Raw genomic sequence first — 22,644 nt, forward strand, 5'->3', positions numbered from 1 at the left:
CATGAAGCACTTGAAGCCCCTGAACAACAAGGCGCGCATCCTCGAGCAGGCCGCCGCCGAAGACCGCGTCGAAGAAGTCATGGCCATGAGCGCAGTGGCGGGTTGCACCGCCACCACCGACCCGGGCTGGGAAGTGGACGCCTTTGGTGGCGTGAGCTCGCTGTGCCAGCCGATGGAGGCCGACCTGTATGGCTGCTCCGACCCTTGCTGGTGGCCGGCCCAGGTGCCGGACATGATGAGCACCTACCAGGACTGGAACGCCCAGGCGAGCAACTCGGCGGAAGACTGGCGCAACCTCGGCACCGTGTTCCCGAAAGACAAGTGACCGGCCCAACAAGAATGACAAGGGGAAACCGCATGAAAGCTGGACGCTGCGCGTCACTCGCGCTCACCATCGCCGCCACGGCCTGTGCCGGGCTGGTACAGGCCGCCGACACCGGGCCGGCGCTGAAGGCTGGCCACGAATACATGATCGTGACCAACTACCCGAACAACCTGCACGTGGTCGATGTGGCCAGTGACACGGTGTACAAGAGCTGCGTGATGCCCGACAAGTTCGGCCCCGGCACCGCGATGATGGCGCCGGACAACCGCACCGCCTACGTGCTCAACAACCACTACGGCGACATCTACGGCATCGACCTGGACACCTGCAAGAACACCTTCCACGCCAACCTGTCCAGTGTGCCGGGTGAGGTGGGCCGGTCGATGTACTCGTTCGCCATCAGCCCGGACGGCAAGGAAGTGTACGCCACGGTCAACCCGACCCAGCGCCTGAACGATCACTACGTGGTCAAGCCACCGCGGCTGGAAGTGTTCAGCACAGCCGATGGCCTGGAGGCCAAGCCGGTGCGCACCTTCCCGATGCCGCGCCAGGTGTACCTGATGCGTGCGGCGGACGATGGCAGCCTGTACGTCGCCGGGCCGGACATCTACAAGATGGACGTGAAGACCGGCGAGTACACGGTGGCCTTGCCGCTGCGCAACTGGAACCGCAAAGGCTACAGCGCCCCGGACGTGCTGTACTTCTGGCCGCACCAGAGCCCGCGCCACGAGTTCTCGATGCTGTACACCATTGCCAGGTTCAAGGATGACAAGCAGGACCCGGCCACCGCCGATCTGCTGTATGGCTACCTGAGCGTCGACCTGAAGACCGGCAAGACCCACACCCAGGAATTTGCCGACCTGACCGAGCTGTACTTCACCGGGCTGCGTTCGCCGAAAGACCCGAACCAGATCTACGGCGTGCTCAACCGCCTGGCCAAGTACGACCTCAAACAGCGCAAGCTGATCAAGGCGGCGAATCTGGACCACACTTACTACTGCGTGGCCTTCGACAAGAAGGGCGACAAGTTGTACCTGGGCGGCACCTTCAACGACCTGGCGGTGTTCAACCCGGATACGCTGGAGAAAGTGAAGAACATCAAGTTGCCGGGTGGGGACATGTCCACCACCACGCCGCAGGTGTTCATCCGTTAAACCGGTGTTGGCTTCTTCGCGGGCTTGCCCGCTCCCACAGGGGCTGCACAGGCCTGGAAACCTGTGTGGTACCTGTGGGAGCGGGCAAGCCCGCGAAGAGGCCGGTACAGACAACACAAGAACAACAAGAGACCGCCATGCCCCAGCCAAGCTACTCCCAGGGCAACCAGGACAAACCCCTGCTTACCCAGTGCATCGGCGACGCCTTCGACACCACCGTCGCCCGCTTCCCCGACCGTGACGCTTTGGTCGTCCGCCACCAGGCCCTGCGCTACACCTGGCAGCAACTGGCCGAAGCCGTCGACCAGCATGCCCGTGCGCTGATGGCCCTGGGCGTGCAGCCCGGTGACCGCCTCGGTATCTGGGCACCCAACTGCGCAGAGTGGTGCATCACCCAGTTCGCCAGCGCCAAGGTGGGCGCGATCCTGGTCAACATCAACCCGGCCTACCGCTCCAGCGAACTGGACTACGCCCTCGGCCAGTCCGGCTGCCGCTGGGTGATCTGCGCCGACGCGTTCAAGAGCTCCGACTACCACGCCATGCTGCTGGGGCTGGTCCCGGGCCTGGCCGGCGGGCAGCCGGGCGCCCTGATCTGCGAACGCTTCCCCGAACTGCGCGGTGTGGTCAGCCTGGCCGTCGCGCCACCGCCGGGCTTCCTGGCCTGGCACGAGCTGCAGGCCCGTGCCAAGGCCGTCAGCCGCGAAGCCCTGGCCGAGCGCCAGGCACAGCTGCGCTGCGACGACCCGATCAACATCCAGTACACCTCGGGCACCACCGGTTTCCCGAAGGGCGCCACCCTCAGCCACAGCAACATCCTCAACAACGGCTACATGGTCGGTGAAAGCCTGGGCCTGACCGAGCATGACCGGCTGGTGGTGCCGGTGCCGCTGTACCACTGCTTTGGCATGGTCATGGCCAACCTCGGCTGCATGACCCACGGCAGCACCCTGATCTACCCCAACGACGCCTTCGACCCGCTGGCCACCCTGCGTGCGGTGGCGGAAGAAAAGGCCACGGCGTTGTATGGTGTGCCGACCATGTTCATCGCCGAACTGGACCACCCCCAGCGCGGCGAGTTCGACCTGTCGAGCCTGCGCACCGGGATCATGGCCGGTGCCACCTGCCCGATCGAAGTGATGCGCCGGGTCATTGGCGAGATGCACATGGCCGAGGTGCAGATTGCCTATGGCATGACCGAAACCAGCCCGGTGTCGCTGCAGACCGGCGCCAGCGACGACCTGGAGCGCCGCGTGACCAGCGTCGGGCGCACCCAGCCGCGGCTGGAGAACAAGGTTATCGATGTCGATGGCAACACCCTGCCGCGTGGTGAGATTGGCGAGCTGTGCACGCGGGGTTACAGCGTGATGCTGGGCTACTGGAACAACCCCAAGGCCACGGCCGAAAGCATCGATGAGGAAGGCTGGATGCACACCGGCGACTTGGCGGTGATGGACGAGCAGGGCTATGTGCGAATTGTCGGGCGCAGCAAGGACATGATCATTCGCGGCGGCGAGAACATCTACCCGCGCGAGCTGGAGGAGTTCTTCTTCACCCACCCGGCGGTGGCCGACGTGCAGGTGATTGGCGTGCCGTGCAGCAAGTACGGTGAAGAGATCGTGGCCTGGGTGCGGCTGCACCCGGGGCATACGGCCAGCGCGGAGGAACTGCGCGATTGGGCGAAGGCGCGGATAGCGCACTTCAAGGTGCCGCGGTACTTCCGCTTTGTCGATGAATTCCCGATGACGGTGACCGGCAAGGTGCAGAAGTTCCGCATGCGCGAGATCAGTGTCGAGGAATTGTCTGCCGGGTGATGTGTCGCCTGTACTGGCCTCTTCGCGGGCACGCCCGCTCCCACAGGTTCTCCACTGCCCTTGAGGCCTGTGCAGTACCTGTGGGAGCGGGCGTGCCCGCGAAGAGGCCAGTGCAGGCAGTAGATGCTCCCCACAGGTCTCCAACGCCCTTGAGGCCTGTGCAGTACCTGTGGGAGCGGGTTTACCCGCGAAGAGGCCGGCACAGGCAGTAGATGATCTCAGCCTTGCAACAGCTCCGGGCTGTTGAAGTTGCTCAACCTGCGATCATCGTCACTACATTCCAGCCCCTGCACCGCTTCACGCAGCAAGGCCTTCTGCAAACTCCGCTCGCCCGCCGCCCAGGCCTGCTCCAGCACCGGCAACACCCGGCGTGGCAGTACGCTGAACATCGGCTGCCAGTACCCACCCTGGCGTACCATGGCCGCACTGTCACCCGCCACCGCCAGCCGCAGCAGGTCCTCGATCAACCCCCGGTCAACCAGCGGTGCATCACAGGCCAGCAGCACCACCCATTCATGCCGCGCCACCTTGAGCCCGGCAATCACCCCCGCCAACGGCCCGGGGTAGTCCGCCTCGGCATCGCCCACCAACTGGTCGGCATACGCCCGGTAAGCCTGCTGGTTACGGTTGCACGAAATCACCAGGTCATCGCTGAGCGGCCGTACCACGCGCTGCACATGCGCCACCAGCGGTTCGCCCTGCCAGTCGACCAGGCCCTTGTCGCGGCCGCCCATGCGCTGGCCGCGGCCACCGGCGAGAATGAGGATGGAGCAGGGGGGAAGGGCATCAGGCATGAAAAAGGGTTCCGGGCAGTCATTGCCGGGAACCCTCCCATTTCACGCGGGGCTTGTCCAGTCAGCTCTCGCTGGTCACGGCCTGCGTGTCGGCATTACCCGCCTGGCGTCGCCCGGCAAGGCGCATCACCACCACGAAGAACACCGGCACGAACACCACTGCCAGGGTGGCGCTGAGCATGCCGCCGATCACCCCGGTGCCGATCGCCTGCTGGCTGGCCGAACTGGCGCCGCTGGCGATGGCCAGTGGCACCACGCCCAGGATGAACGCCAGCGAGGTCATCACGATCGGCCGCAGGCGCAGGCGCGCGGCCTGCACGGCGGCGTCGGCGGCATCGACGCCCTGGTCGACCAGGCTCTTGGCGAACTCGATGATCAGGATGGCGTTCTTCGCCGACAGGCCGATCAGGGTGATCAGGCCGACCTTGAAGAACACGTCGTTGGGCATGCCGCGCAGGGTCACCGCCAGCACCGCACCGAGCACGCCCAGCGGTACTACCAGCAGTACTGCGGTGGGGATCGACCAGCTTTCGTACAGCGCTGCCAGGCACAGGAACACCACCAGCAACGACAGCGCCATCAGCATCGGTGCCTGGCTGCCGGACAGCCGCTCCTGCAGCGACAGGCCAGTCCATTCCAGGCCGGCACCGGCCGGCAGCTGGGCTACCAGGCGCTCGATCTCGGCCATGGCTTCGCCCGAACTGTAGCCGGCCGCCGGTTCGCCGGAAATCGACACCGCCGGGTAGCCGTTGTAGCGGGTCAGCTGCACCGGGCCGCTGACCCACCTGGCCTGGACGAAGGCGCCCAGTGGCACCATCTTGCCGCTGTCGTTGCGCACGTGGATCTTCAGCAGGTCTTCGACCTGGCTGCGCTGGTCGCCTTCGGCCTGCACCACCACCCGCTGCATGCGGCCCTGGTTGGGGAAATCGTTGACGTAGCTGGAACCCACGGCCACGTCCAGCACCGAGCCGATATCGGCAAACGATACGCCCAGGGCGTTGGCCTGGCGGCGGTCGATTTCCAGTTGTACCTGCGGGCTTTCCGCCAGCGAGGCTTCGCGCACGTTGGTCAGCACCTTGCTCTTGCCGGCATTGGCCAGCAGCTCGTCGCGGGCGGCCATCAGCTCGGCGTGGCCCATGCCGCCGCGGTCCTGCAGGCGGAACTCGAAGCCGGTCGACTCGCCAAGGCCGTCGATCGGCGGCGGCAACACGGCGTAGGCCACGGCGTCCTTGAGCTGGGTGAAGGCCATGGTCGCGCGGTCGGCAATCGACTGGGCGCTGTCGTCTGCGCCGCGTTTGGACCAGTCCTTGAGCGTGGTGAAGGCCAGTGCCGCGTTCTGCCCGCTGCCCGAGAAGCTGAAACCCAGGATCAAGGTGGTGTTACCCACGCCGGGCTCTTCGGCGTTGTGCGCCTCGATCTGTGCCGCCACCTGTTCGGTGCGCATGCGGCTGGCGCCAGGTGGCAGCTGGATATCGGTGATGGTGTAGCCCTGGTCTTCGGTGGGCAGGAACGCCGTGGGCAGCTGGCTGAAGCCATAGCCCAGCACCGCCAGCAGCAGCGCGTATACCAGCAGGTAGCGGCCGCTGCGCTTGAGCGCCTGCATCACCCAGCGCTGGTAGCCGTTGCTCATGCCCTCGAAGCGGCGGTTGAACCAGCCGAAGAAGCCCTTGCGTTCGTGGTGCTCGCCCTTGGCCACCGGCTTGAGCAGGGTGGCACACAGCGCCGGGGTCAGGCTGAGGGCCAGGAACGCCGAGAACAGGATCGACACTGCCATCGATAGCGAGAACTGCTGGTAGATCACCCCCACCGAGCCTTGCATGAAGGCCATGGGCAGGAACACCGCCACCAGCACCAGGGTAATGCCGACGATCGCGCCGCTGATCTGGCCCATGGCCTTGCGCGTGGCCTCCTTGGGCGGCAGGCCTTCCTCGGCCATGATCCGCTCGACGTTTTCCACCACCACGATGGCATCGTCGACCAGGATGCCGATGGCCAGCACCATGCCGAACAGGGTCAGCACGTTGACCGAGAAGCCCATGGCCAGCATCACGGCGAAGGTGCCCATCAGGGCCACCGGTACTACCAGGGTCGGGATCAGGGTGTAGCGCAGGTTCTGCAGGAACAGGAACATCACCGCGAACACCAGCAGCATGGCCTCGAACAGGGTGTTGATGACCTGCTCGATCGACACCTTGACGAATGGCGAGGTGTCGTAGGGGATGTCGTACTTGACGCCTTCGGGGAAGTAGCGCGCCAGGTCCTGCATCTTCGCCCGCACCAGGGTGGCGGTTTCCATGGCGTTGGCGCCCGGCGACAGCTGCACGCTGAAGGCGGTGGCCGGCTTGCCGTTCAGGCGTGTGCCGTACTGGTATTCCTGGGCACCGATCTCGACCCGGGCGACATCGCCGATGGTCACCGTGGAACCGTCCGGGTTGGCACGCAGGACTATCCCGGCGAATTCCTCCGGGGTGCTCAGCTGGCCCTTGACCACCACGTTGGCGGTGATTTCCTGGGTGCCACGGGTGGGCAGGTCACCAATGCTGCCGGGGGCCACCTGGGCGTTCTGCGCGGCGATGGCCTCGGCCACGTCGTTGGGCGTGAGGTTGAAGCCGATCAGCTTGCGCGGGTCGATCCAGATGCGCATGGCGCGTTCCGAACCATACAGCTGGGCCTTGCCGACGCCCTTGAGGCGGCGGATTTCGTCCATCACGTTGCGCGCGAGGATATCCGACAGGGCGGTTTCGTCGAGCTTGCCGTCTTCGGAGGTGAGGGTGGCCAGCAGCAGGAAGCCGGTGGAGACCTTTTCCACCTGCAGGCCTTGCTGGGTCACCGGGCGCGGCAGGCGCGACTCGACCACCTTCAGGCGGTTCTGCACGTCGACCTGGGCCAGGTCCGGGTTGGTGCCCGGGGCGAAGGTGGCGGTGATGGTGGCGCTGCCCAGGCTGCTCTGCGACTCGAAGTACAGCAGGTTGTCGGCGCCGTTGAGCTCCTGCTCGATCAGGCTGACCACGCTCTCGTCCATGGTCGCCGCCGAGGCGCCCGGGTACACGGCGTAGATTTCCACCTGCGGCGGGGCCACGTTGGGGTACTGGGCCACCGGCAGCTGCGGGATGGCCAGGGCACCGGCCAGCAGGATGAACAGGGCGACCACCCAGGCGAATACCGGGCGGTCGATGAAGAATTGCGGCATGAATCAGGCCCTCACTGGCCAGTGTGCTGTGCGATGGGCGATGCCCCTGATGCATTGTCGACCTGCACCTGGTCACCGGCCTTGACGTGTTGCAGGCCCTCGACCACCACCCGCTCGCCGGGGGCCAGGCCTTCGCTGACGATCCAGCGGTCGCCCTGGGCGCTGCCCAGTACTACCTGGCGGTCGCTGACCCGGGCCTGCGGGTCGACCACCAGCACCTTGGGCACGCCAGCGCTGTCACGCAGGATGGCGCGCTGCGGCACGCTCAGGCCCTTGGGCTGCACGGCCTGCTCCAGGCGCACGCGCACGTAGCTGCCGGGCAGCAGGTCGAGGTCCGGGTTGGGGAACTCGCTGCGCAGGGTGATCTGGTTGGTGCTGGGGTCGACGCTGATGTCGGAGAACAGCAGTTTGCCCGGCAGCGGGTAGGTGCTGCCATCGTCCTGGATCAGCGTGGCCCGGGCCTGGCCGTCACCGACCTGCTGCAGCTCGCCGGCACGCAGGGCGCGGCGCAGGGCGTTGAGCTCGCGGGTTGACTGGGTGACATCGGCGTGGATCGGGTCCAGCTGCTGGATGGTCGCCAGTGGCGTGGTCTCGTTCTGCCCGACCAGCGCACCTTCGGTGACCTGGGCGCGGCCGATACGGCCGGAAATCGGCGCGGTCACGGTGGCGTAGCCGAGGTTGAGGCGGGCGCGCTCCAGGGCGGCCCTGGCCTCGGCCACTGCGGCATCGGCCTGCAGGTAGCTGGCCTTGGCGTTGTCGTATTCCTGGCGGCTGACGGCCTTGTCGTCGACCAGTTCGCGGTAGCGCTGCTCCTGCAGGCGTGCCTGGTACAGGGTGGCCTCGGCCTTGGCCAGGGTGGCGCGGGCGCTGTCGTGGTCGGCCTTGAACGGTGCCGGGTCGATCAGGAACAGCACATCGCCCTGCTTGACGTCGCTGCCTTCGCGGTACACCCGCTTGAGCACCACGCCCGCGACGCGCGCACGCACTTCTGCGGTGCGCGGTGCGAGGATACGGCCGCTGAGCTCACTGCTGATGGCCAATGGCTGCAGTTGCAGGGTTTCCACCCGCACTTGCGGGGTGGGGGCCTGTTCTTCCTGTTCGGCGCTGTCGTCGCAGCCGGCCAGGGACAGGCTCAGGAACGCCAGAAGCGCCAACGGGCGCAAGCGTGGGGGGAGGGTAGTAGACATGCGGATCTTCCGATGATGACCACCGGTATGCTACGGCAGGCGTTCCTTGGGTGGCTGTTAATACCTGTAGGACGAGTGTGAAAAAGTGTGAAGAAGAATCCTGTCTGCCTGTAGTGTTCTATATCCTGAGTATTCCTGTGCCGGCCTCTTCGCGGGCTTGCCCGCTCCCACAGGGACTGCACAGCTTTCAAGTGCTGTTGGGTCCCTGTGGGAGCGGGCAAGCCCGCGAAGAGGCCGGTGAGGTCTTACCCCAACCCAGATTCCCAAGCGCCTATGCCGAATATTTTCCTGGTCGAAGACGACAGCGCCCTGTCCGAGCTGATCGCCAGCTACCTGCAACGCAACGACTTCCATGTCCAGGTGATCGCCCGTGGCGATCATGTGCTGGACGAGTACCGCCGGCAAAAGCCCGACCTGGTCATCCTCGACCTGATGCTGCCGGGCATCGATGGCCTGCAGCTGTGCCGCCTGCTGCGCCAGGAGTCGCAGGGCCTGCCGATCCTGATGCTGACCGCCCGCGACGACAGCCACGACCAGGTCCTGGGCCTGGAAATGGGCGCCGACGACTACGTGACCAAACCCTGCGAGCCGCGTGTGCTGCTGGCCCGCGTGCGTACCCTGCTGCGCCGCAGCAGCGTCAACGAGCCGCGCCTGGACAACGACCTGATCCTGATCGGTGGCCTGCGCATCGACCTGGCCGAGCGCACCGTGAGCTGGCGCGGCGAAGAGGTGGAGCTGTCCAGTGGCGAGTACAACCTGCTGGTGGTATTGGCGCGCAATGCCGGCGAAGTGCTGAACCGCGACCGCATCCTGCAGCAACTGCGGGGTATCGAGTTCAACGGCACCGACCGCTCGGTGGACGTGGCCATCTCCAAGCTGCGGCGCAAGTTCGACGATAACGCCGGCGAAGCACGCAAGATCAAGACCGTGTGGGGCAAGGGCTACCTGTTCAGCCGTGTCGAGTGGGAGTGCTGACCGCCCATGCTGAAGATTCTGGTGCGGCTGTACCTGGTGATCATCGTTGCCTATGCCGGTGCGCTGTTGTTCATCCCCGACACCATCGTCGGCCTGTTCCAGGACCGCTTCATGGCCTACAACCTGGACCAGGCCAAGGGCGTGCAGTCGCTGATCGTGCGCCAGTTCCGCCAGGCCCCGCGCGAGCAGTGGCCGGCGGTGGAGCAAGAGCTGGCCAGTGATTTCGCGCCGCTGGAACTGCAACTGCTGCGCATGGACCAGGCCGACCTGAGCGAGGACGAGCAGGCGCGCCTGGAGCACGGCCTGTACGCCGTGCGCATCGCCGAATGGGGCTACTACGAGACGGTGCTGGCGCCGCTGGACAAGGAATGGCTGGTGCGCCTGCACTCACCGCCAGACCCGCTGGATATCAACGTGCTGTCGTGGGGCGTGACCGTACTGATCGGTGCAGCCATGCTCGGTTGCCTGCTGCTGTGGGTATGGCCGCACTGGCGTGACCTGGAGCGCCTCAAGGAAACCGCCCGGCGCCTGGGCCAGGGGCAGATGGCCGAGCGTACGCACATCTCGCCGCACTCCAACATCGGTGAACTGGCCGGGGTGTTCGACACCATGGCCAGTGACCTGGAGCGCCACGTCAACCAGCAGCGCGAGCTGCTCAATGCGGTATCGCACGAGTTGCGCACGCCGTTGACCCGGCTGGATTTCGGCCTGGTGCTGCTGTTCGACGAAGTGCCGCCGGCCAGCCGCAAGCGCCTGCTGGAGTTGGTGGGGCATGTGCGTGAGCTGGATGAGCTGGTGCTGGAGCTGTTGTCCTACAGCCGCTTGTACAACGCGGACCAGGCCCGCGAGCGGGTCGAGGTGTCGTTGCTGGAGCTGGTCGACAGCGTGCTCGGCGGCTTTGCCGAGGAGCTCGATGGCCGGGGTATCCAGTGGGAGGTGCGGGCCGAGGGGGATCTGCCGCGTTTTGTGCTGGACCCACGGCTGACGGCACGGGCGGTGCAGAACCTGGTGCGCAATGCCATGCGTTACTGCGACGAGAGCCTGTTGCTGCGCTTGCGCCTGGAAGACGATGGCGCCTGCCTGGTGACGGTGGAGGATGACGGGATTGGGATTCCGGTGGAGGAGCGCGAGCGGATTTTCCAGCCGTTCTACCGCCTGGACCGTAGCCGTGACCGCAATACCGGCGGGTTTGGCCTGGGCTTGGCGATCAGCCGGCGGGCCATCGAGGGGCAGGGTGGCACCTTGACCGTGGCGCAGTCGGCGCTGGGTGGCGCGCAGTTCCGGATTCGCTTGCCTGCCGGGTGATGGGTTGCCTGTACCGGCCCTTTCGCGGGCTTGCCCGCTCCCACAGGGCATTCACAGGGTTCGAAGCCGGTGCGGTCCCTGTGGGAGCGGGCGAGCCCGCGAAGAGGCCGGGCCTGCTAATCACTTTCTGCCAGCCGGGCAGACCACAGCACAAAGCGGTCCTTGCCACTGTGCTTGGCCTCGTACAGCGCCTGGTCGGCGCGCACCAGCGCCGTGGTCAGGCTGTCGCCCTGGTCCACCCGGGCCAGGCCAATGCTGATGGTTACCGGGTGTTCGCCAACATCTTCACGTACTCGTTGGCACAGCGCCGCCACCCGTTGCTCGGCGCCTTGCTGGTCCAGCCCCTGGAAAAAGATCGCGAATTCCTCGCCGCCCAGTCGGGCAAACTCGTAACCGGCCATGCTCGCCTTGATATGCAGGGCCACGCGCTTGAGCACTTCATCGCCCACGTCATGGCCGAAACGGTCATTCACCCGTTTGAAGTTGTCGATGTCGATCATCGCCAGGTACTGCTCGGCCGTGGCCAGGCGCAGCTGGCGGTCGGCCTGGGCCATGAACGAACGGCGGTTGGGGATTTCGGTCAGGGCATCGACATAGGCCTGGTCCAGCAGCACCTTGGACAGGTAGAAGTTGTGCAGCTTGGCCTTGCGCATCTGCAGGTAGCTGTAGATGACCAGGCCGCTGAGGAACACCGCGTAGCTGATCAGCATGGCGCCTTCGAGTTCGTCCGGCCCGATACGGGTGTGGTAGAACGGGTTGAGCACCACCCAGGTGATGGCCATGGCGCAGAAGAACGACCAGCGCCGCACCGGTAGCACCGACACGGCATACAGCACGGTGGAGACCCCGAGCACCAGCCACACCGGGCGCAGGGCCACCGGGATGCCTTCGATCACCAGGCGCATGCCCAGGGTGATGGAGGCGATGAACAGCAGGTTGAGCACATCGAAATGATGGCTGCGACGGGTGAACCGCAGCACCACGGTGAGGGCGCCGAGCAGGGTGATGAACAGATAGGACAGCCAGGTGAAACCCTGGCCGCCGAGGAAGCTGACGATCAGGTCGAAGACCAGCCAGATCAGGATGCTGACGCAGAATACCAACAGGCAGAATGGGCGCATGGCCTCGAATTCGTGCTGGCGGAATTCGGCGCGCAGGGCGGCGGGGGCGACCTGTTTGCGAACGTGGGCTTCGATGGTTTTGAACATCGCTGGGCTCCTGAGAGTACTGCTTTACCAGGCCTGGCCCGTTCGCGGGTAAACCCGCTCCCACAGGCCTCCCACAGCAGTGGAAATCTGTGCGGTCCCTGTGGGAGCGGGTTTACCCGCGAAGAGGCCGGGCCTGGAGACTCAATTGGTGGGCAGAACACCCCGGGCCCATGGCCGGTAACGCAGGTCGAACACCGCCTCGGCATGGCACCCGGCGCCCAGCTTCGGCTGGGCAGGCTCAGCTCGAAACGCCTGGCCTGGCGCGCTCACCTGGCGGAACGCCTCGCGCACCACGCCCACCCGGCATGGCAAGGCCTGCTCGTAGCCCTGGCGCACCAACGCGGGCAAGCGCCCGGTCCCGGCGCCATCCTGCCACCACACAGTCAAGCCCAACCCGGCCAGTTGATCCAGCCATGCGGCATTGACCCGCGGTGAGAGTTTGCCGGCGGTGAAAGCGCTGATATGCAAAGGCTTGTCCAACTGCCGGTTGAAGGCCTGCAACTGTTTGTAGAGGGCATCACGGCGCTCGGCCTCGCGAAAATGATGGTCGTCCAGCTCCATGGGCAGGTACCAGCCGTCCACCGGCAACTGCCACGCCTGGCGCAGTTGCTGGTACTGGCTGAGCGAGCGCCCCAGCTGCGCCTTCCAGTAGCTGTTCAGGCCTTCACCGTCCAGCTCTTCGATGCGTTGGTAATAGGCCGGGTCCATGTACAGCCCCAGCACCAGTTGCAGGCCCTGGGCACGCGCGCTGCGCAGGCTGTCGGCCAGCCAGCCTTGGGCACCGCCGAAATCGCTGTCGCCATAGGCGCTCCACTGCACGATCAGGGTCTTGCCGCCCTGGGCCACGGTGGCGTGCCACAGTTGCTGCCACTGGGCGGGGGTGACATTGGCGTCGCGGTTGAGGGGTTGGTAGAACAGGCGCTGGTCGGCGCTGGCTGGCAGGCACAGGGCAAGCAGGCAGAGGGCCAGGAACGTACGCATCAGAAGGTCATCTCCGCACCGACCAGCACGCCGTTGGCGCGCTCGTATAGATTGCCGCCCAGCGATTGCTGGTATTCGGCACGCACTTTCAGCGAACCGCGGTAGGCGTTGTAGCGGTCGTCATCGAACCACCATTGCCAGCGCACACCAACCCCGGCCCGGGCGTCCTGGCGCCAGTCGTTGCTCGGGTCCTGGCTGGAAAACTCGACAAAGCCATAGGGCATGATGGTTTGCGGCGAGCTGCCCGGCAGCTTCCAGGCGTGGCCCTGCTGGTAGCGCGACAGCCAGGCGTGGTCGCCGGCACGGGTCCACCAGGCGGCGTCGAGGTAGAGGAAGCGCTCGTTCCAGTCGTCTTCATCGACCCGCCAGTCGTTGCGCCAGTCGCCCTGGTCGAGGAACGAGGCGGTGGCACGCAACAGCAGGTCGTTGCTCGATTCGGCGTGGTGACGCAGGTCGCCCCAGTTGCCGCCGACCTTGGCCGGGCTCAGCAATTGGCCCAGGCTCAGGCCGCGGTAGTGCTCTTCGTCGATCTGACGCTGGTGGTACAGCTCGGCATACAGGTTGAGGTTGGCCTGGCCGAATGGCTTGTAGCGCAGGCCGACACCGGTGCCCATGCTTTGCGCGTAGTCGGTGCGGCTTTGCCCACCGAACAGCACGCGGCCATACACCGACAGGGTGCTGCCGTTGCGGCTGGGCTCTTCGCCCAGGGCGTGGTCCCACATGGCCAGCTGCACGTTCTGCGATTGCGCGCGGCGCGAAGTGCCGCTGCGCTGGCCATTGTCGAGGAACTTGTCGTTGGTCGAGGTGCCGGCCGGCGACCAGGTGCTGGCCAGGGTGATGGTGTCGCGCCGCGACAGGCTTTCGTGGGCGCGGCGCTGGCGGTACTTGCGGGCTTCCAGGCTGCCGTATTCGTCGTCGCCGTCGACCAGGTCCTGCTCCACATCGAGGATGCGGCGCAGTTCGCGGCGCGCCGAAGCGCTGTCTTCGGCTTCGTCGTAGCGCAAGGCCAGCGTCTCGCCAAGGCGGTAGTCCTCGGGGAAATCGTGGGTGGCGCGCTCCAGGTAGGGGATCGACTGGCGGCGCTGGGCCTTGTCCGTCGAGCTGGCCAGGCGCATGCCGTAGTCGGCGCGGTAGCGTGGCTGGTCGGGGGCCAGGCGCACGGCTTCGGCCAGCCAGGCGCTGCTCTGGGCACTGTCGCCAGCCAGTTGCGCAGTGCTGGAGGCAGCGTAGTAGTGGTCGGCCCGCGGGTTGTGCGCCAGGGCCTGGCGCTGGAAGCCCAGCGCGGCCTGGTAATCGCCTTGGCGCTGGGCGATGGCGGCACCCAGGGCCCAGTCGTCGGCGCTATCGTGCGCGGCGGCGTCCCAATAGCGCCGGGCCGCTTGTGCGTCGCCGGCGTTCAGCGCGCCACGGGCGGCGGTGAGGCGGGCGTTGTCGGACCAGGCGCTGTCCGGCTGGGTGCGCCAGATGGGCAGGGCCGCTTCGGAGTCGCCAGCGGCTTCCAGGGCATAGGCCAGGGGCAAGCGGCTCCCGCTGTCGCCCAGGCGCTCGGCGGCCTGGTAGTAGACCACCGCTTCGCCGGGCTGGTCGGGCATGGCGCAGCGGCCCAGGGCGCGGTACTGGCCGGGCTCGCTCGGGGTGGCCGGTACGGCCTGGCGCACGGCATCGCACTGGCCAGCCTCGGCCAGGCGGCCGAGCAGCTGGGCCCGGGTACTGGCGTCGACCCGAGGGATCAGGCCGAGCATGCGGCGGCTGTCCAGCGGCCCGTCGTTGCGCGCATACAGGTTGCCCAGGCGCTGCAGCAGCGACGGTGCAAGGCGGCCCTGGTGGCGGTCGTAGGCCTGCTCCAGCAGTTGCCGGGCGTGTTCGCCATGGCCCTGTTGCATCAGCAGGAAGGTGGCTTGCTCCAGTGCGGCCATATCGCCGCTCTGCCGATAGCGTTGCTCCCATTCGGCGGCGGTGCGTGGTTGCGGGGGCTGGGGCGGGTCGCCGTACAGGCGCTGCTTGAGCACGGCATAGGCCCTGGGGTCGGTGCCGGCGGTGCAGCCCTTGAACTGCTCGCGCGCCAGCTCCGGGTCGCGGTGCGACAGCCAGTCGACGGTTTCCAGGCAGGGGCGTTGCAGTTCGTTGCTCAGGCGCTGTACCAGCGGCGCGTCGTCGCCTTCGCGGGCCAGCTCCCACAGTTGCTGGCGCTGCTCGGGCTGGTTCAGCTGCGCGGCGGGCAGTGCCTGCAGCCAATGCCGGGCCTGCTGGTTCTGGCCGACGGCGATGGCGCGGTTGGCCATCGCCAGGCGGGCCTGGTTGGCTGCTTCGGGGGAAGGGGCGCTGGGCAGCAGCGCGTTCAGCCCTTTTTCATCCACCTGCTGGATATAGGCATTGGCCAGGCGCTGCCAGTCTTGCGCAGGCAACTGGCCTTGGTCGGCCAACGGCTGCAGCTGTTCGATGGTTTCCTTCCAGTTGCGCAGTTGCTCGGCGAAGTTGGCCCGGGCCAGGCGCAGCACTTGGCCGTCCCCCTGAGGCGGCAGATGGTTGAGCCAGTCCAGCGCCTTGGCGGCACCACCGTATTTGGCCAGGCTCAGGCTATAGGCCTGCCACAGGCGCACCCGGTGGGTGCCGTCGCTGCTGGCCAGCCATTGTTCCACCTGGCTGGCCGGCGGCGGGTCTTGTTCGATCCAGGCCAGGCGCAGTTCAAGCAGGGCGTTGGCGTATTCGGGGCTGTCGCCCAACTGTTCGGCAAGGGCCTCGGCCTCCTTGTAGCGGCGCTGGTGAGCCAGTGCCTCGACCAGCAGCGCACGGGCTTCGTCGTTGTTCGGCACCCGGCCCAGCACGTGGCGGGTCAGGCGTTCGACCTCGGGCCAGTTGTCCTTCTTCGCTTCGCGGTAGCTGCGCTCCATGAACGGGTAGCTGGTGAACCGCTGAAAGTCGGTCATCGGCGCCGAAGCGGCGCAGGGCAGGGCGGCGGAGCACAGCAACAAGCCAGTGAAAGTGAGGGAAAAGCGCGGCTTCATGCCACCTCCCGGGTCAGGTCAAAAGCGGCCTGCTGTTCGCTGGCCTGTTCGATCAGGGCCTGCTGCAGCACCTGCTCGGTGATGATGCCGCGGGCAATCAGGTGCTCGCCGAGGCTCTGGTGTTCCGGGTCGAAGTCGATCAGCGCCTGGTTGAACAAAGTGACCGGGACCATGCCGCGCACCTGCAGCAAGGCGCCGAGCATCACCTGATGGTGGCTGACCTGTTCCAGCAGCACTTCGTCGTCCTGGTGGCGCTCGAGGATGGCCAGCATGTCGCGGGTTTCCGGCTTCTGCCAGGGGCTTGGGTAGTGGTAGCGCAGGCCCAGGGTCACCCGGCCCTGGGGCGCCAGGCGGGCGCTGACCGGGCGCTTCAGGTGGCGGCTGATTACCCCCAGCGACACCTGGCTCACCGGGCTTTCGCTGGCCAGTACCAGCGTGTCGCCGTCTTCGGCCACCGGCAGCACGCCATAGTGCGTCGCCAGCTTGCGCGGCAGTTTGGCGATCAGCTGCGGGTCGAGCTTGAACGGGTTCAGCGGTGCCCAGGACAGGTCCATCTGCTCGGCCAGGGTGGCGACCAGCTGTTCGCTGTTCAGCCAGCCGCGCAGCAGCAGCTCTCGGCCCAGGCGCCGGCGTACCGGGCTGGTGATCGCCTGTTGCAGCTGTTCGTCGCTGATCAGGCCCTTGGCCACCAGGCGCTGGCCCAGCGGCGTGCGGGCGGGGGCGGCGATGGCGGGGAATTCGTGAGTGGTCTTGTCCCAGGCCACGCGCCGCGAGTCACCCATTTCCATTACCTGGCGCAGGGCACGCAGGTTGGCGAAGAAGTTGACGAAGTTGCTCCACATCATCCGCGGTGCCGACAGCAGCCCTTCGCCGATGCCGTAGAAGCGGGTGACGAACCAGCCGCGCTGGAACAGGCGGTTGAACAGCATCAGCCCGTTCAGCCACAGCAAGGTGGTCAGCAGCCAGCTGTCGCTGAGGATCGACATGAAGCGCCACGACTCCGGCGCAATCACCGTGACCAGCCACATGGCCAGCAACACCAGCAGCAACAGGTTGACCAGGAAACTAAGCAGGTAGGCGAACAAGCCGCGGCGGTCACGCCAGAGGAAGTAGTTGAGCGCGCCCTTGCGGCTCCAGCCGAGGTTGCTGGTGCCCTGGAACACGATGCCGACGATCCACCGCGACTTCTGCCGGATAGCATGCTGCCAGTCGCGCGGGAAGTGCTCGCGCACGCAGATCACCTGGGAGAATTCGCGGCTCATGCCCGGGCGCCATTCCTGCTTCAGGGTCAGCGCCGGGTCGGTGATGGAGTAGCGGGCGAAAATGCACTTCATGCCCTTCTGCTTAAGGCGGAAGCCGATGTCGTAGTCTTCGGTGAGGCTCTGTACGTCGAAGGCGATGCCGTCGCCGTCCTCGAGCAGCGCACTGATGGCGCGGCGGCTGAAGCAGGTGCCGACCCCGGCGCTGGGCACCTGGCCGGTCAGGGCCTCGCGCACGATCACGTCCTTGCCGTGGTTTTCGGCGAACTCGTCGACATAGTGGCCGGCGGTGAAGCCTTTCCATTCCGGTGCGTAGGGGTACACCGGGATCTGGATCATGTCCTTGTTCGGTAGCAGGTAGTTGAACAGGCGCAGCTCCATGGGCGAGATCACGTCTTCGGCGTCGTGCAGGATAAAGCCGGCGAACTGGATGCCGGCGTCCTGCTGGAAGCGCAGCAGCGCGTCGATGATGTTGTTCAGGCAGTCGGCCTTGCTGGTGGGGCCGGGGCGAGCGCAGACCACCTTGTGCACGTTGGGATAGTGCAGGCACACCGCGTCGACGTCGGCCTGGGTTTGCGGGTCGTTGGGGTAGGTGCCGACGAAGATCTGGTAGTTCTCGTAGTCGATGGTCGAGGCTGCCAGGCGCGCCATCTCGCCGACCACGCCCACTTCGTTCCAGGCCGGGACCATGATCGCCAGGGGCTTTTCCGGTACCTCGAACAGGCGTTTTTCGTCGGCTTTTTCGTACTTGTCGTAGATGCGAAAGCGCCGGATCAGCTTGCGGCCCCAGTAGCAAAGGTCGATGAACAGGTCATCCAGGCCCAGCAGGAACATCAGCGTGGCCAGGACGATCGCGAGTATCTTCAGGCCGAACAGCACATAGGTGAGAAAATCGATGAATGCCAGGCTCATGTGCCGGTCACCGGCAGGAAGGGGTGGGCCATCGTCTATATCCTCGTTCGATTCCCTGGACGAAGTTGTACGACTTGTCGCCGTTTGTACTGGATAGATACAAGCAGCCGAACGCGGGGTTGTCCAAATTTTAGGCTTTTTCTTGTGGGCCACTTCTTGTAGCTTTACAGGTCGTTTACCCAGGGAGCTGAACATGCAAGGCAAGGCACGCAAGATCGTCCAGGCCATCCTTTACGAGGCCATCGCCGTCGCCTGCGTGGCGCCCGCGTTGGAGCTGGCGTTCGGTGCCGGCATGGCGCAGTCGACCGTGCTGTCGGTGCTGATGTCGGGCATCGCGATGAGCTGGAACATGGCCTACAACTGGGTGTTCGAACGCTGGGAAGCGCGCCAGCACCGGCGTGAGCGCACTTTCCTGCGGCGCCTGCTGCATGCGCTGGGCTTCGAGGGCGGGCTGGTGCTGATCCTGCTGCCGCTGGTGGCGTACTGGCTGGATGTCAGCCTGTGGGCGGCATTGCTGACCAACCTGGCGTTGTTCGTGTTCTTCTTCGCTTACGCGTTTGTCTTCCAGTGGGGCTTCGACAAGGTGTTCGATGTGCCGCTTTCGGCGCAGCAGGCGAAGTGTTGACTTTGTGCCGCACTACCGGCTAAGTTCCTACCCCATGAATACTTTCCAGCACGTCAACGCCATTATTATTACCGCCATTATCAGCTTGGCGGGCTAGCGCGTACGTGCACCGAACCCGCCCTGGAGGCGGGTTTCTTCTCTCTGACTCCTGGGCAACGTGAACACAGCCAAGGAGTCATCGATGACCAGCTTCGTCAGCCCTCGTTCTACCTTCACCCCCCAGCAACTGCTGTCGGAGCAGGTGCGGCGCATTCTTGCCGCCCCGGTGTACGACCTGGCCATCGAAACGCCCTTGCAAGCTGCGCCTGCGTTGTCTGCCAGCCTGGGCAACCAGGTGTTGCTCAAGCGGGAAGACCTGCAGCCTACTTTCTCGTTCAAGATCCGCGGTGCGTACACCCGCCTGTCACGCCTGAGTACCGTGCAGCGCGAGCGCGGCGTGATCACCGCCTCCGCGGGCAACCATGCCCAAGGTGTGGCCATGGCGGCATCGCACCTGGGCATGAAGGCCACCATCGTCATGCCTACCACCACGCCGTCGCTGAAGGTGGAAGGGGTACGTTCGCGCGGTGGCCATGTAGTGCTGCACGGCGAGAGCTTCCCCCATGCCTTGGCCCATGCGCTGAAACTGGCCGACAGCGAAGGTGCCACCTTCGTGCCACCGTTCGACGACCTGGATGTGATCGCCGGGCAGGGCACTGTGGCCATGGAGATCCTGCGCCAGCGCCCGGGGGCGCTGGACGCCATCTTCGTGCCGGTGGGTGGCGGTGGGCTGATTGCTGGCATCGCCGCCTATGTGAAGTACCTGCGCCCTGATGTGAAGGTGATCGGCGTCGAGCCGGAGGACTCCAACTGCCTGCAGGCTGCCATGGCCGCTGGTGAGCGGGTGATCCTGCCGCAGGTCGGCACCTTCGCCGATGGTGTGGCGGTGGCGCAGATCGGCGCCCATTGCTTCGAGCTGTGCCGGCACTTCGTTGACGAAGTGGTGACGGTGAGCAGCGACGAGCTGTGCGCGGCGATCAAGGACATCTATGACGATACCCGCTCGATCACCGAACCGTCCGGGGCCCTGGCCGTGGCCGGGATCAAGAAGTACGTGGCGCGCGAGGGCGTGCAGGGGCAGACCCTGGTGGCGATCGATTCCGGGGCCAACGTCAATTTCGACCGCCTGCGCCATGTGGCCGAGCGTGCCGAACTGGGCGAGCAGCGCGAGGCGATCATCGCTGTCACCATTCCGGAACAGCCGGGCAGCTTCCGCGCCTTTTGCCAGGCACTGGGCAAGCGGCAGATCACCGAGTTCAACTACCGCTATTACCCCGGCAAGGAGGCGCGGCTGTTCGTGGGTGTGCAGACACACCCGCTGCACGACCCGCGCGACCAGTTGCTGGCCAGCCTGCGCGAGCAGGGCTACAGCGTACTGGACCTGACCGACAACGAACTGGCCAAGCTGCATGTGCGCCATACCGTTGGCGGCCATGCCGCGCCCGGCGCTGACGAGCGGGTGCTGCGCTTCGAATTCCCCGAGCGCCCGGGGGCCTTGCTGGGCTTTCTGGAGCGGCTTGGCAAGCGCTGGAACATCAGTCTGTTCCATTACCGCAACCATGGTGCGGCGGAGGCACGGGTATTTGCGGCGCTGGAAGTACCGGGGGATGAGTTGGCGGGGTTGCCGTTGGCGCTGGATGAGATGGGGTACAGGTACTGGGATGAGACCGACAACCCGGCATACAAGCTGTTCCTGGGTTGATACACAGACCTCATGCAGCCTGTACGGGCCTCATCGCCGGCAAGCCTGCTCCCACGGGGGCAGCGTTGATCTCGAGGTTGTCGCTGTACCTGTGGGAGCGGCCTTGTGTCGCGATAGGGCCGCAACGCGGCCCCAGGATTGATGCGCGATAGTTGAAATTGCTGGGGCTGCTTTGCAGCCCTTTCGCGACACAAGGCCGCTCCCACAGGGGATCGCGCCAACTTTTAGAATTTGAGCAAGACAGTTGCTTCCACATGGCCAGCATCGCCCTCAAGGCATGCCCTGGACCTGTAGGAGCGGCCTTGTGTCGCGATAGGGCCGCGAAGCGGCCCCTGGGTTTCTGCACTAGTGCATGAATTGCCGGGGCTGCTTTGCAGCCCATCGCGACACAAGGCCGCACCTACAAGGTTTTGTGTGTGCCGGGAGATGGGCTCAGCGCTCACGCATGAAGAAGCCGGCAACGAATTTGCGGAAGGTTTCCAGGCTCTTGAAGTCGGCGTAGCGCTTGAAGTTCTCGGTATCCGGTTCGGGGCCGATTGGCTGCTCCAGCAACGATACCGACAACACCCGGTCCTGGTCCGAAGTCATTACCAGTTCATCCATCACCTGGCCGCCGATCACCGGGCGGCGCATCTGTACTTTCACACCTTTGCCGGCCATCCAGTCGACCAGCGATACCAGGGCCTTGAGCGGCTCGCGTTCTTCGTCGCGATACACCGGGAACAGGTGGGCGCGGGACAGCACCGGTACGCTGGCAACATGGATCAGCTCGTAGAAATGGCTGCCGGCACTGGTCGGCGAGTACAGCGCCAAGGCCAGCAACGGCCCGGCGGTGCGGTTGCCGCCCCAGTACAGGTGGTGGCCCTGGAAGTCGAAGCCGTCTTCACTGCGGTTGTTGAACAGCTTGCGCCCTTTGATCTGGTCCACGCAGTCCAGCAGCAGGCCGTGGCGGCGGTGGTTGCCGAACACCGTGGCTTCGCGCAGGCGGGACTTGAGCATCATCATGTGTTTCATGTCCAGGCGGGTTTCCAGGTAGTTGCTGGCGGGCACCCGTTCCAGCAGCGGATAGCGGCTGGCAACGCTGCGCAACTCGGCAAACTGCCCGGTAAGGTCCTTTTTCAGGTGCGTGGCATACAGGTTCAGGCCGCTGGTCTCGATCCAGGTCAGCAGCAGTGACAGCAGGCGCTGTTGGTCGCGCCGCTCGCTGCCGTCGCCGCCGGCACCGGCGGTGCCGCTGCGAAAATCGCCGATCAGGCGCAACGGTGTGTCGGGCGGCAGCCAGGCAGCGGGTGGCGCGGGGTCGTTCTCGCGTTCGGCCGCTTCCCGCTCGTCCTTGGTGAACGGGCAGCCGGGCGCGTGTTCGGCGGTACCCGGGTTGTTCTTGAGAAACAGCGTACCGGTGCTGCCGTTGAGGGTGACATTGAGTACCGGCAAGGCATCGTTGCGGCAGTCGCAGGCCAGCCACTGGTTGGCGTTGCGCACCTTCATCAGCAACTGGTTGGCCTGCAGCAGGCGCGGGCCGGCGAGGCTGCCGGTGGCAAAGCCGACCAGCAGCTCCTCTTCTGCAGGGGTCAGGCTACGGACCTGTGCGGCGGTTTTGTCGATGATTCGCATGAAGCAGCTCCCAGCTACGAGCCCCAAGCTTCAAGCAAAGTCGCGCCGCTTTCAACTTACCGCTCAGTTGCCACCGAACATCTTCGCCGCGCGGGCGCGAATTTCGTCGGGGGTCAGGTCCTCCTTGTGGGTGGAAACGAACCAGATGTTGCCGAACGGGTCTTTCAGGGTGCCGCTGCGGTCACCGTAGAACTGGTCGGTCAAGGGATGCAACTGGGTGCCGCCGGCGGCCAGGGCCTGGGCATAGACCTTGTCGCAGTCTTCGACATACAGGTGCAGGCCCACGCCTGTGCCGCTGAGCTTCTGGCTGGCGGTGAGGCCGCCTTCCATGTCGCAGGGGTCGCCCAGCATCAGCGACGAATCACCGATTTTCAGCTCGGCATGGCCAACGCGGCCGCCAGGGGCATCGAGGCGGAACATTTCCACTGCGCCAAAGGCCTTCTTGTAGAACTCGATGGCCTTGGCGGCCTCATTGATGGCCAGGTAGGGCGTGATGCTGTGCTGGCCTTCGGGAATGGGTTTGGCTGCCATGTTCGACTCTCCTTGGAAGTGGGCGCC

At 65.7% G+C, this 22,644-nt stretch carries 16 protein-coding genes; 7 read left to right on the top strand and 9 right to left on the bottom strand.

The features are described 5' to 3' along the window. Window position 1: 1 nt before the first annotated feature. From qhpC to CAG34_RS05060, 3 genes are all read left to right on the top strand, one after another. Window positions 2-325, top strand: a complete 324-nt coding sequence (qhpC, locus tag CAG34_RS05050; RefSeq protein ID WP_004375838.1) for a quinohemoprotein amine dehydrogenase subunit gamma — start codon at window positions 2-4, stop codon at window positions 323-325. Window positions 326-357: 32 nt separating this feature from the next. Continuing rightward, window positions 358-1,479: a quinohemoprotein amine dehydrogenase subunit beta gene (peaD, locus tag CAG34_RS05055; protein WP_085588476.1), complete on the top strand. Its 1,122-nt coding sequence runs from the start codon at window positions 358-360 to the stop codon at window positions 1,477-1,479. A gap of 137 nt (window positions 1,480-1,616) precedes the next feature. Beyond that, on the top strand, window positions 1,617-3,290 hold the full coding sequence (locus CAG34_RS05060) for a fatty acid CoA ligase family protein (RefSeq protein ID WP_085588478.1): 1,674 nt from the start codon (window positions 1,617-1,619) through the stop codon (window positions 3,288-3,290). Between the two features lie 218 nt (window positions 3,291-3,508). Here CAG34_RS05060 and mobA read toward each other — a convergent pair whose 3' ends face one another. The 3 genes from mobA to CAG34_RS05075 form a co-directional block, all read right to left on the bottom strand. Further along, complete coding sequence (gene mobA, locus CAG34_RS05065) at window positions 3,509-4,084, bottom strand: molybdenum cofactor guanylyltransferase MobA (protein WP_085588480.1); 576 nt, start codon at window positions 4,082-4,084, stop codon at window positions 3,509-3,511. 61 nt (window positions 4,085-4,145) lie between these two features. Then, entirely contained in the window at window positions 4,146-7,274 is a 3,129-nt protein-coding gene (locus CAG34_RS05070) for an efflux RND transporter permease subunit (protein ID WP_085588482.1), read from the bottom strand. Window positions 7,275-7,285: 11 nt separating this feature from the next. After that, window positions 7,286-8,461, bottom strand: a complete 1,176-nt coding sequence (locus tag CAG34_RS05075) for an efflux RND transporter periplasmic adaptor subunit (RefSeq protein WP_024087211.1) — start codon at window positions 8,459-8,461, stop codon at window positions 7,286-7,288. Window positions 8,462-8,734: 273 nt separating this feature from the next. Between CAG34_RS05075 and CAG34_RS05080 the strand changes: the two genes are divergently transcribed. Further along, window positions 8,735-9,436 carry a response regulator transcription factor gene (locus CAG34_RS05080; protein ID WP_003259958.1) on the top strand — a complete coding sequence of 234 codons (702 nt, stop codon included), beginning with the start codon at window positions 8,735-8,737 and terminating at the stop codon, window positions 9,434-9,436. A 6-nt stretch (window positions 9,437-9,442) separates the two neighbouring features. Next, a complete protein-coding gene (locus CAG34_RS05085) occupies window positions 9,443-10,741 on the top strand; it encodes an ATP-binding protein (RefSeq protein WP_013972839.1) in 1,299 nt (432 codons plus the stop codon). A gap of 116 nt (window positions 10,742-10,857) precedes the next feature. Here the strand turns inward: CAG34_RS05085 and CAG34_RS05095 are convergent, their stop codons facing one another. The 4 genes from CAG34_RS05095 to nrfB form a co-directional block, all read right to left on the bottom strand. Next, on the bottom strand, window positions 10,858-11,949 hold the full coding sequence (locus tag CAG34_RS05095; protein ID WP_085588484.1) for a diguanylate cyclase: 1,092 nt from the start codon (window positions 11,947-11,949) through the stop codon (window positions 10,858-10,860). Window positions 11,950-12,090: 141 nt separating this feature from the next. Continuing rightward, complete coding sequence (locus CAG34_RS05100) at window positions 12,091-12,930, bottom strand: DUF4434 family protein (RefSeq protein ID WP_085588487.1); 840 nt, start codon at window positions 12,928-12,930, stop codon at window positions 12,091-12,093. Then, window positions 12,930-15,935 (bottom strand): phage receptor, encoded by a 3,006-nt coding sequence (locus CAG34_RS05105; protein WP_085588489.1) that lies wholly within the window; start codon window positions 15,933-15,935, stop codon window positions 12,930-12,932. The genes CAG34_RS05100 and CAG34_RS05105 overlap by 1 nt, the downstream gene beginning before the upstream one ends. After that, complete coding sequence (gene nrfB / locus CAG34_RS05110) at window positions 15,932-18,106, bottom strand: cyclic di-3',5'-guanylate-activated glycosyltransferase NrfB (protein WP_085588491.1); 2,175 nt, start codon at window positions 18,104-18,106, stop codon at window positions 15,932-15,934. Before nrfB ends, CAG34_RS05105 begins: the two co-directional genes overlap by 4 nt. 193 nt (window positions 18,107-18,299) lie before the next feature. Between nrfB and CAG34_RS05115 the strand changes: the two genes are divergently transcribed. Together CAG34_RS05115 and ilvA are read left to right on the top strand one after the other, a co-directional pair. After that, on the top strand, window positions 18,300-18,731 hold the full coding sequence (locus tag CAG34_RS05115; protein WP_025339342.1) for a PACE efflux transporter: 432 nt from the start codon (window positions 18,300-18,302) through the stop codon (window positions 18,729-18,731). Window positions 18,732-18,912: 181 nt separating this feature from the next. After that, on the top strand, window positions 18,913-20,472 hold the full coding sequence (gene ilvA / locus CAG34_RS05120; RefSeq protein ID WP_085588493.1) for a threonine ammonia-lyase, biosynthetic: 1,560 nt from the start codon (window positions 18,913-18,915) through the stop codon (window positions 20,470-20,472). A gap of 432 nt (window positions 20,473-20,904) precedes the next feature. On the opposite strand, the gene CAG34_RS05125 is transcribed toward ilvA, so the two are convergent. Next, a complete protein-coding gene (locus tag CAG34_RS05125; RefSeq protein ID WP_085588495.1) occupies window positions 20,905-22,086 on the bottom strand; it encodes a hypothetical protein in 1,182 nt (393 codons plus the stop codon). Between the two features lie 63 nt (window positions 22,087-22,149). After that, window positions 22,150-22,617 (bottom strand): VOC family protein, encoded by a 468-nt coding sequence (locus tag CAG34_RS05130; protein WP_085588497.1) that lies wholly within the window; start codon window positions 22,615-22,617, stop codon window positions 22,150-22,152. Window positions 22,618-22,644 lie beyond the last annotated feature (27 nt).

This window comes from Pseudomonas sp. B14(2017) (assembly GCF_002113255.1).
GTDB lineage: Bacteria > Pseudomonadota > Gammaproteobacteria > Pseudomonadales > Pseudomonadaceae > Aquipseudomonas > Aquipseudomonas putida_Z.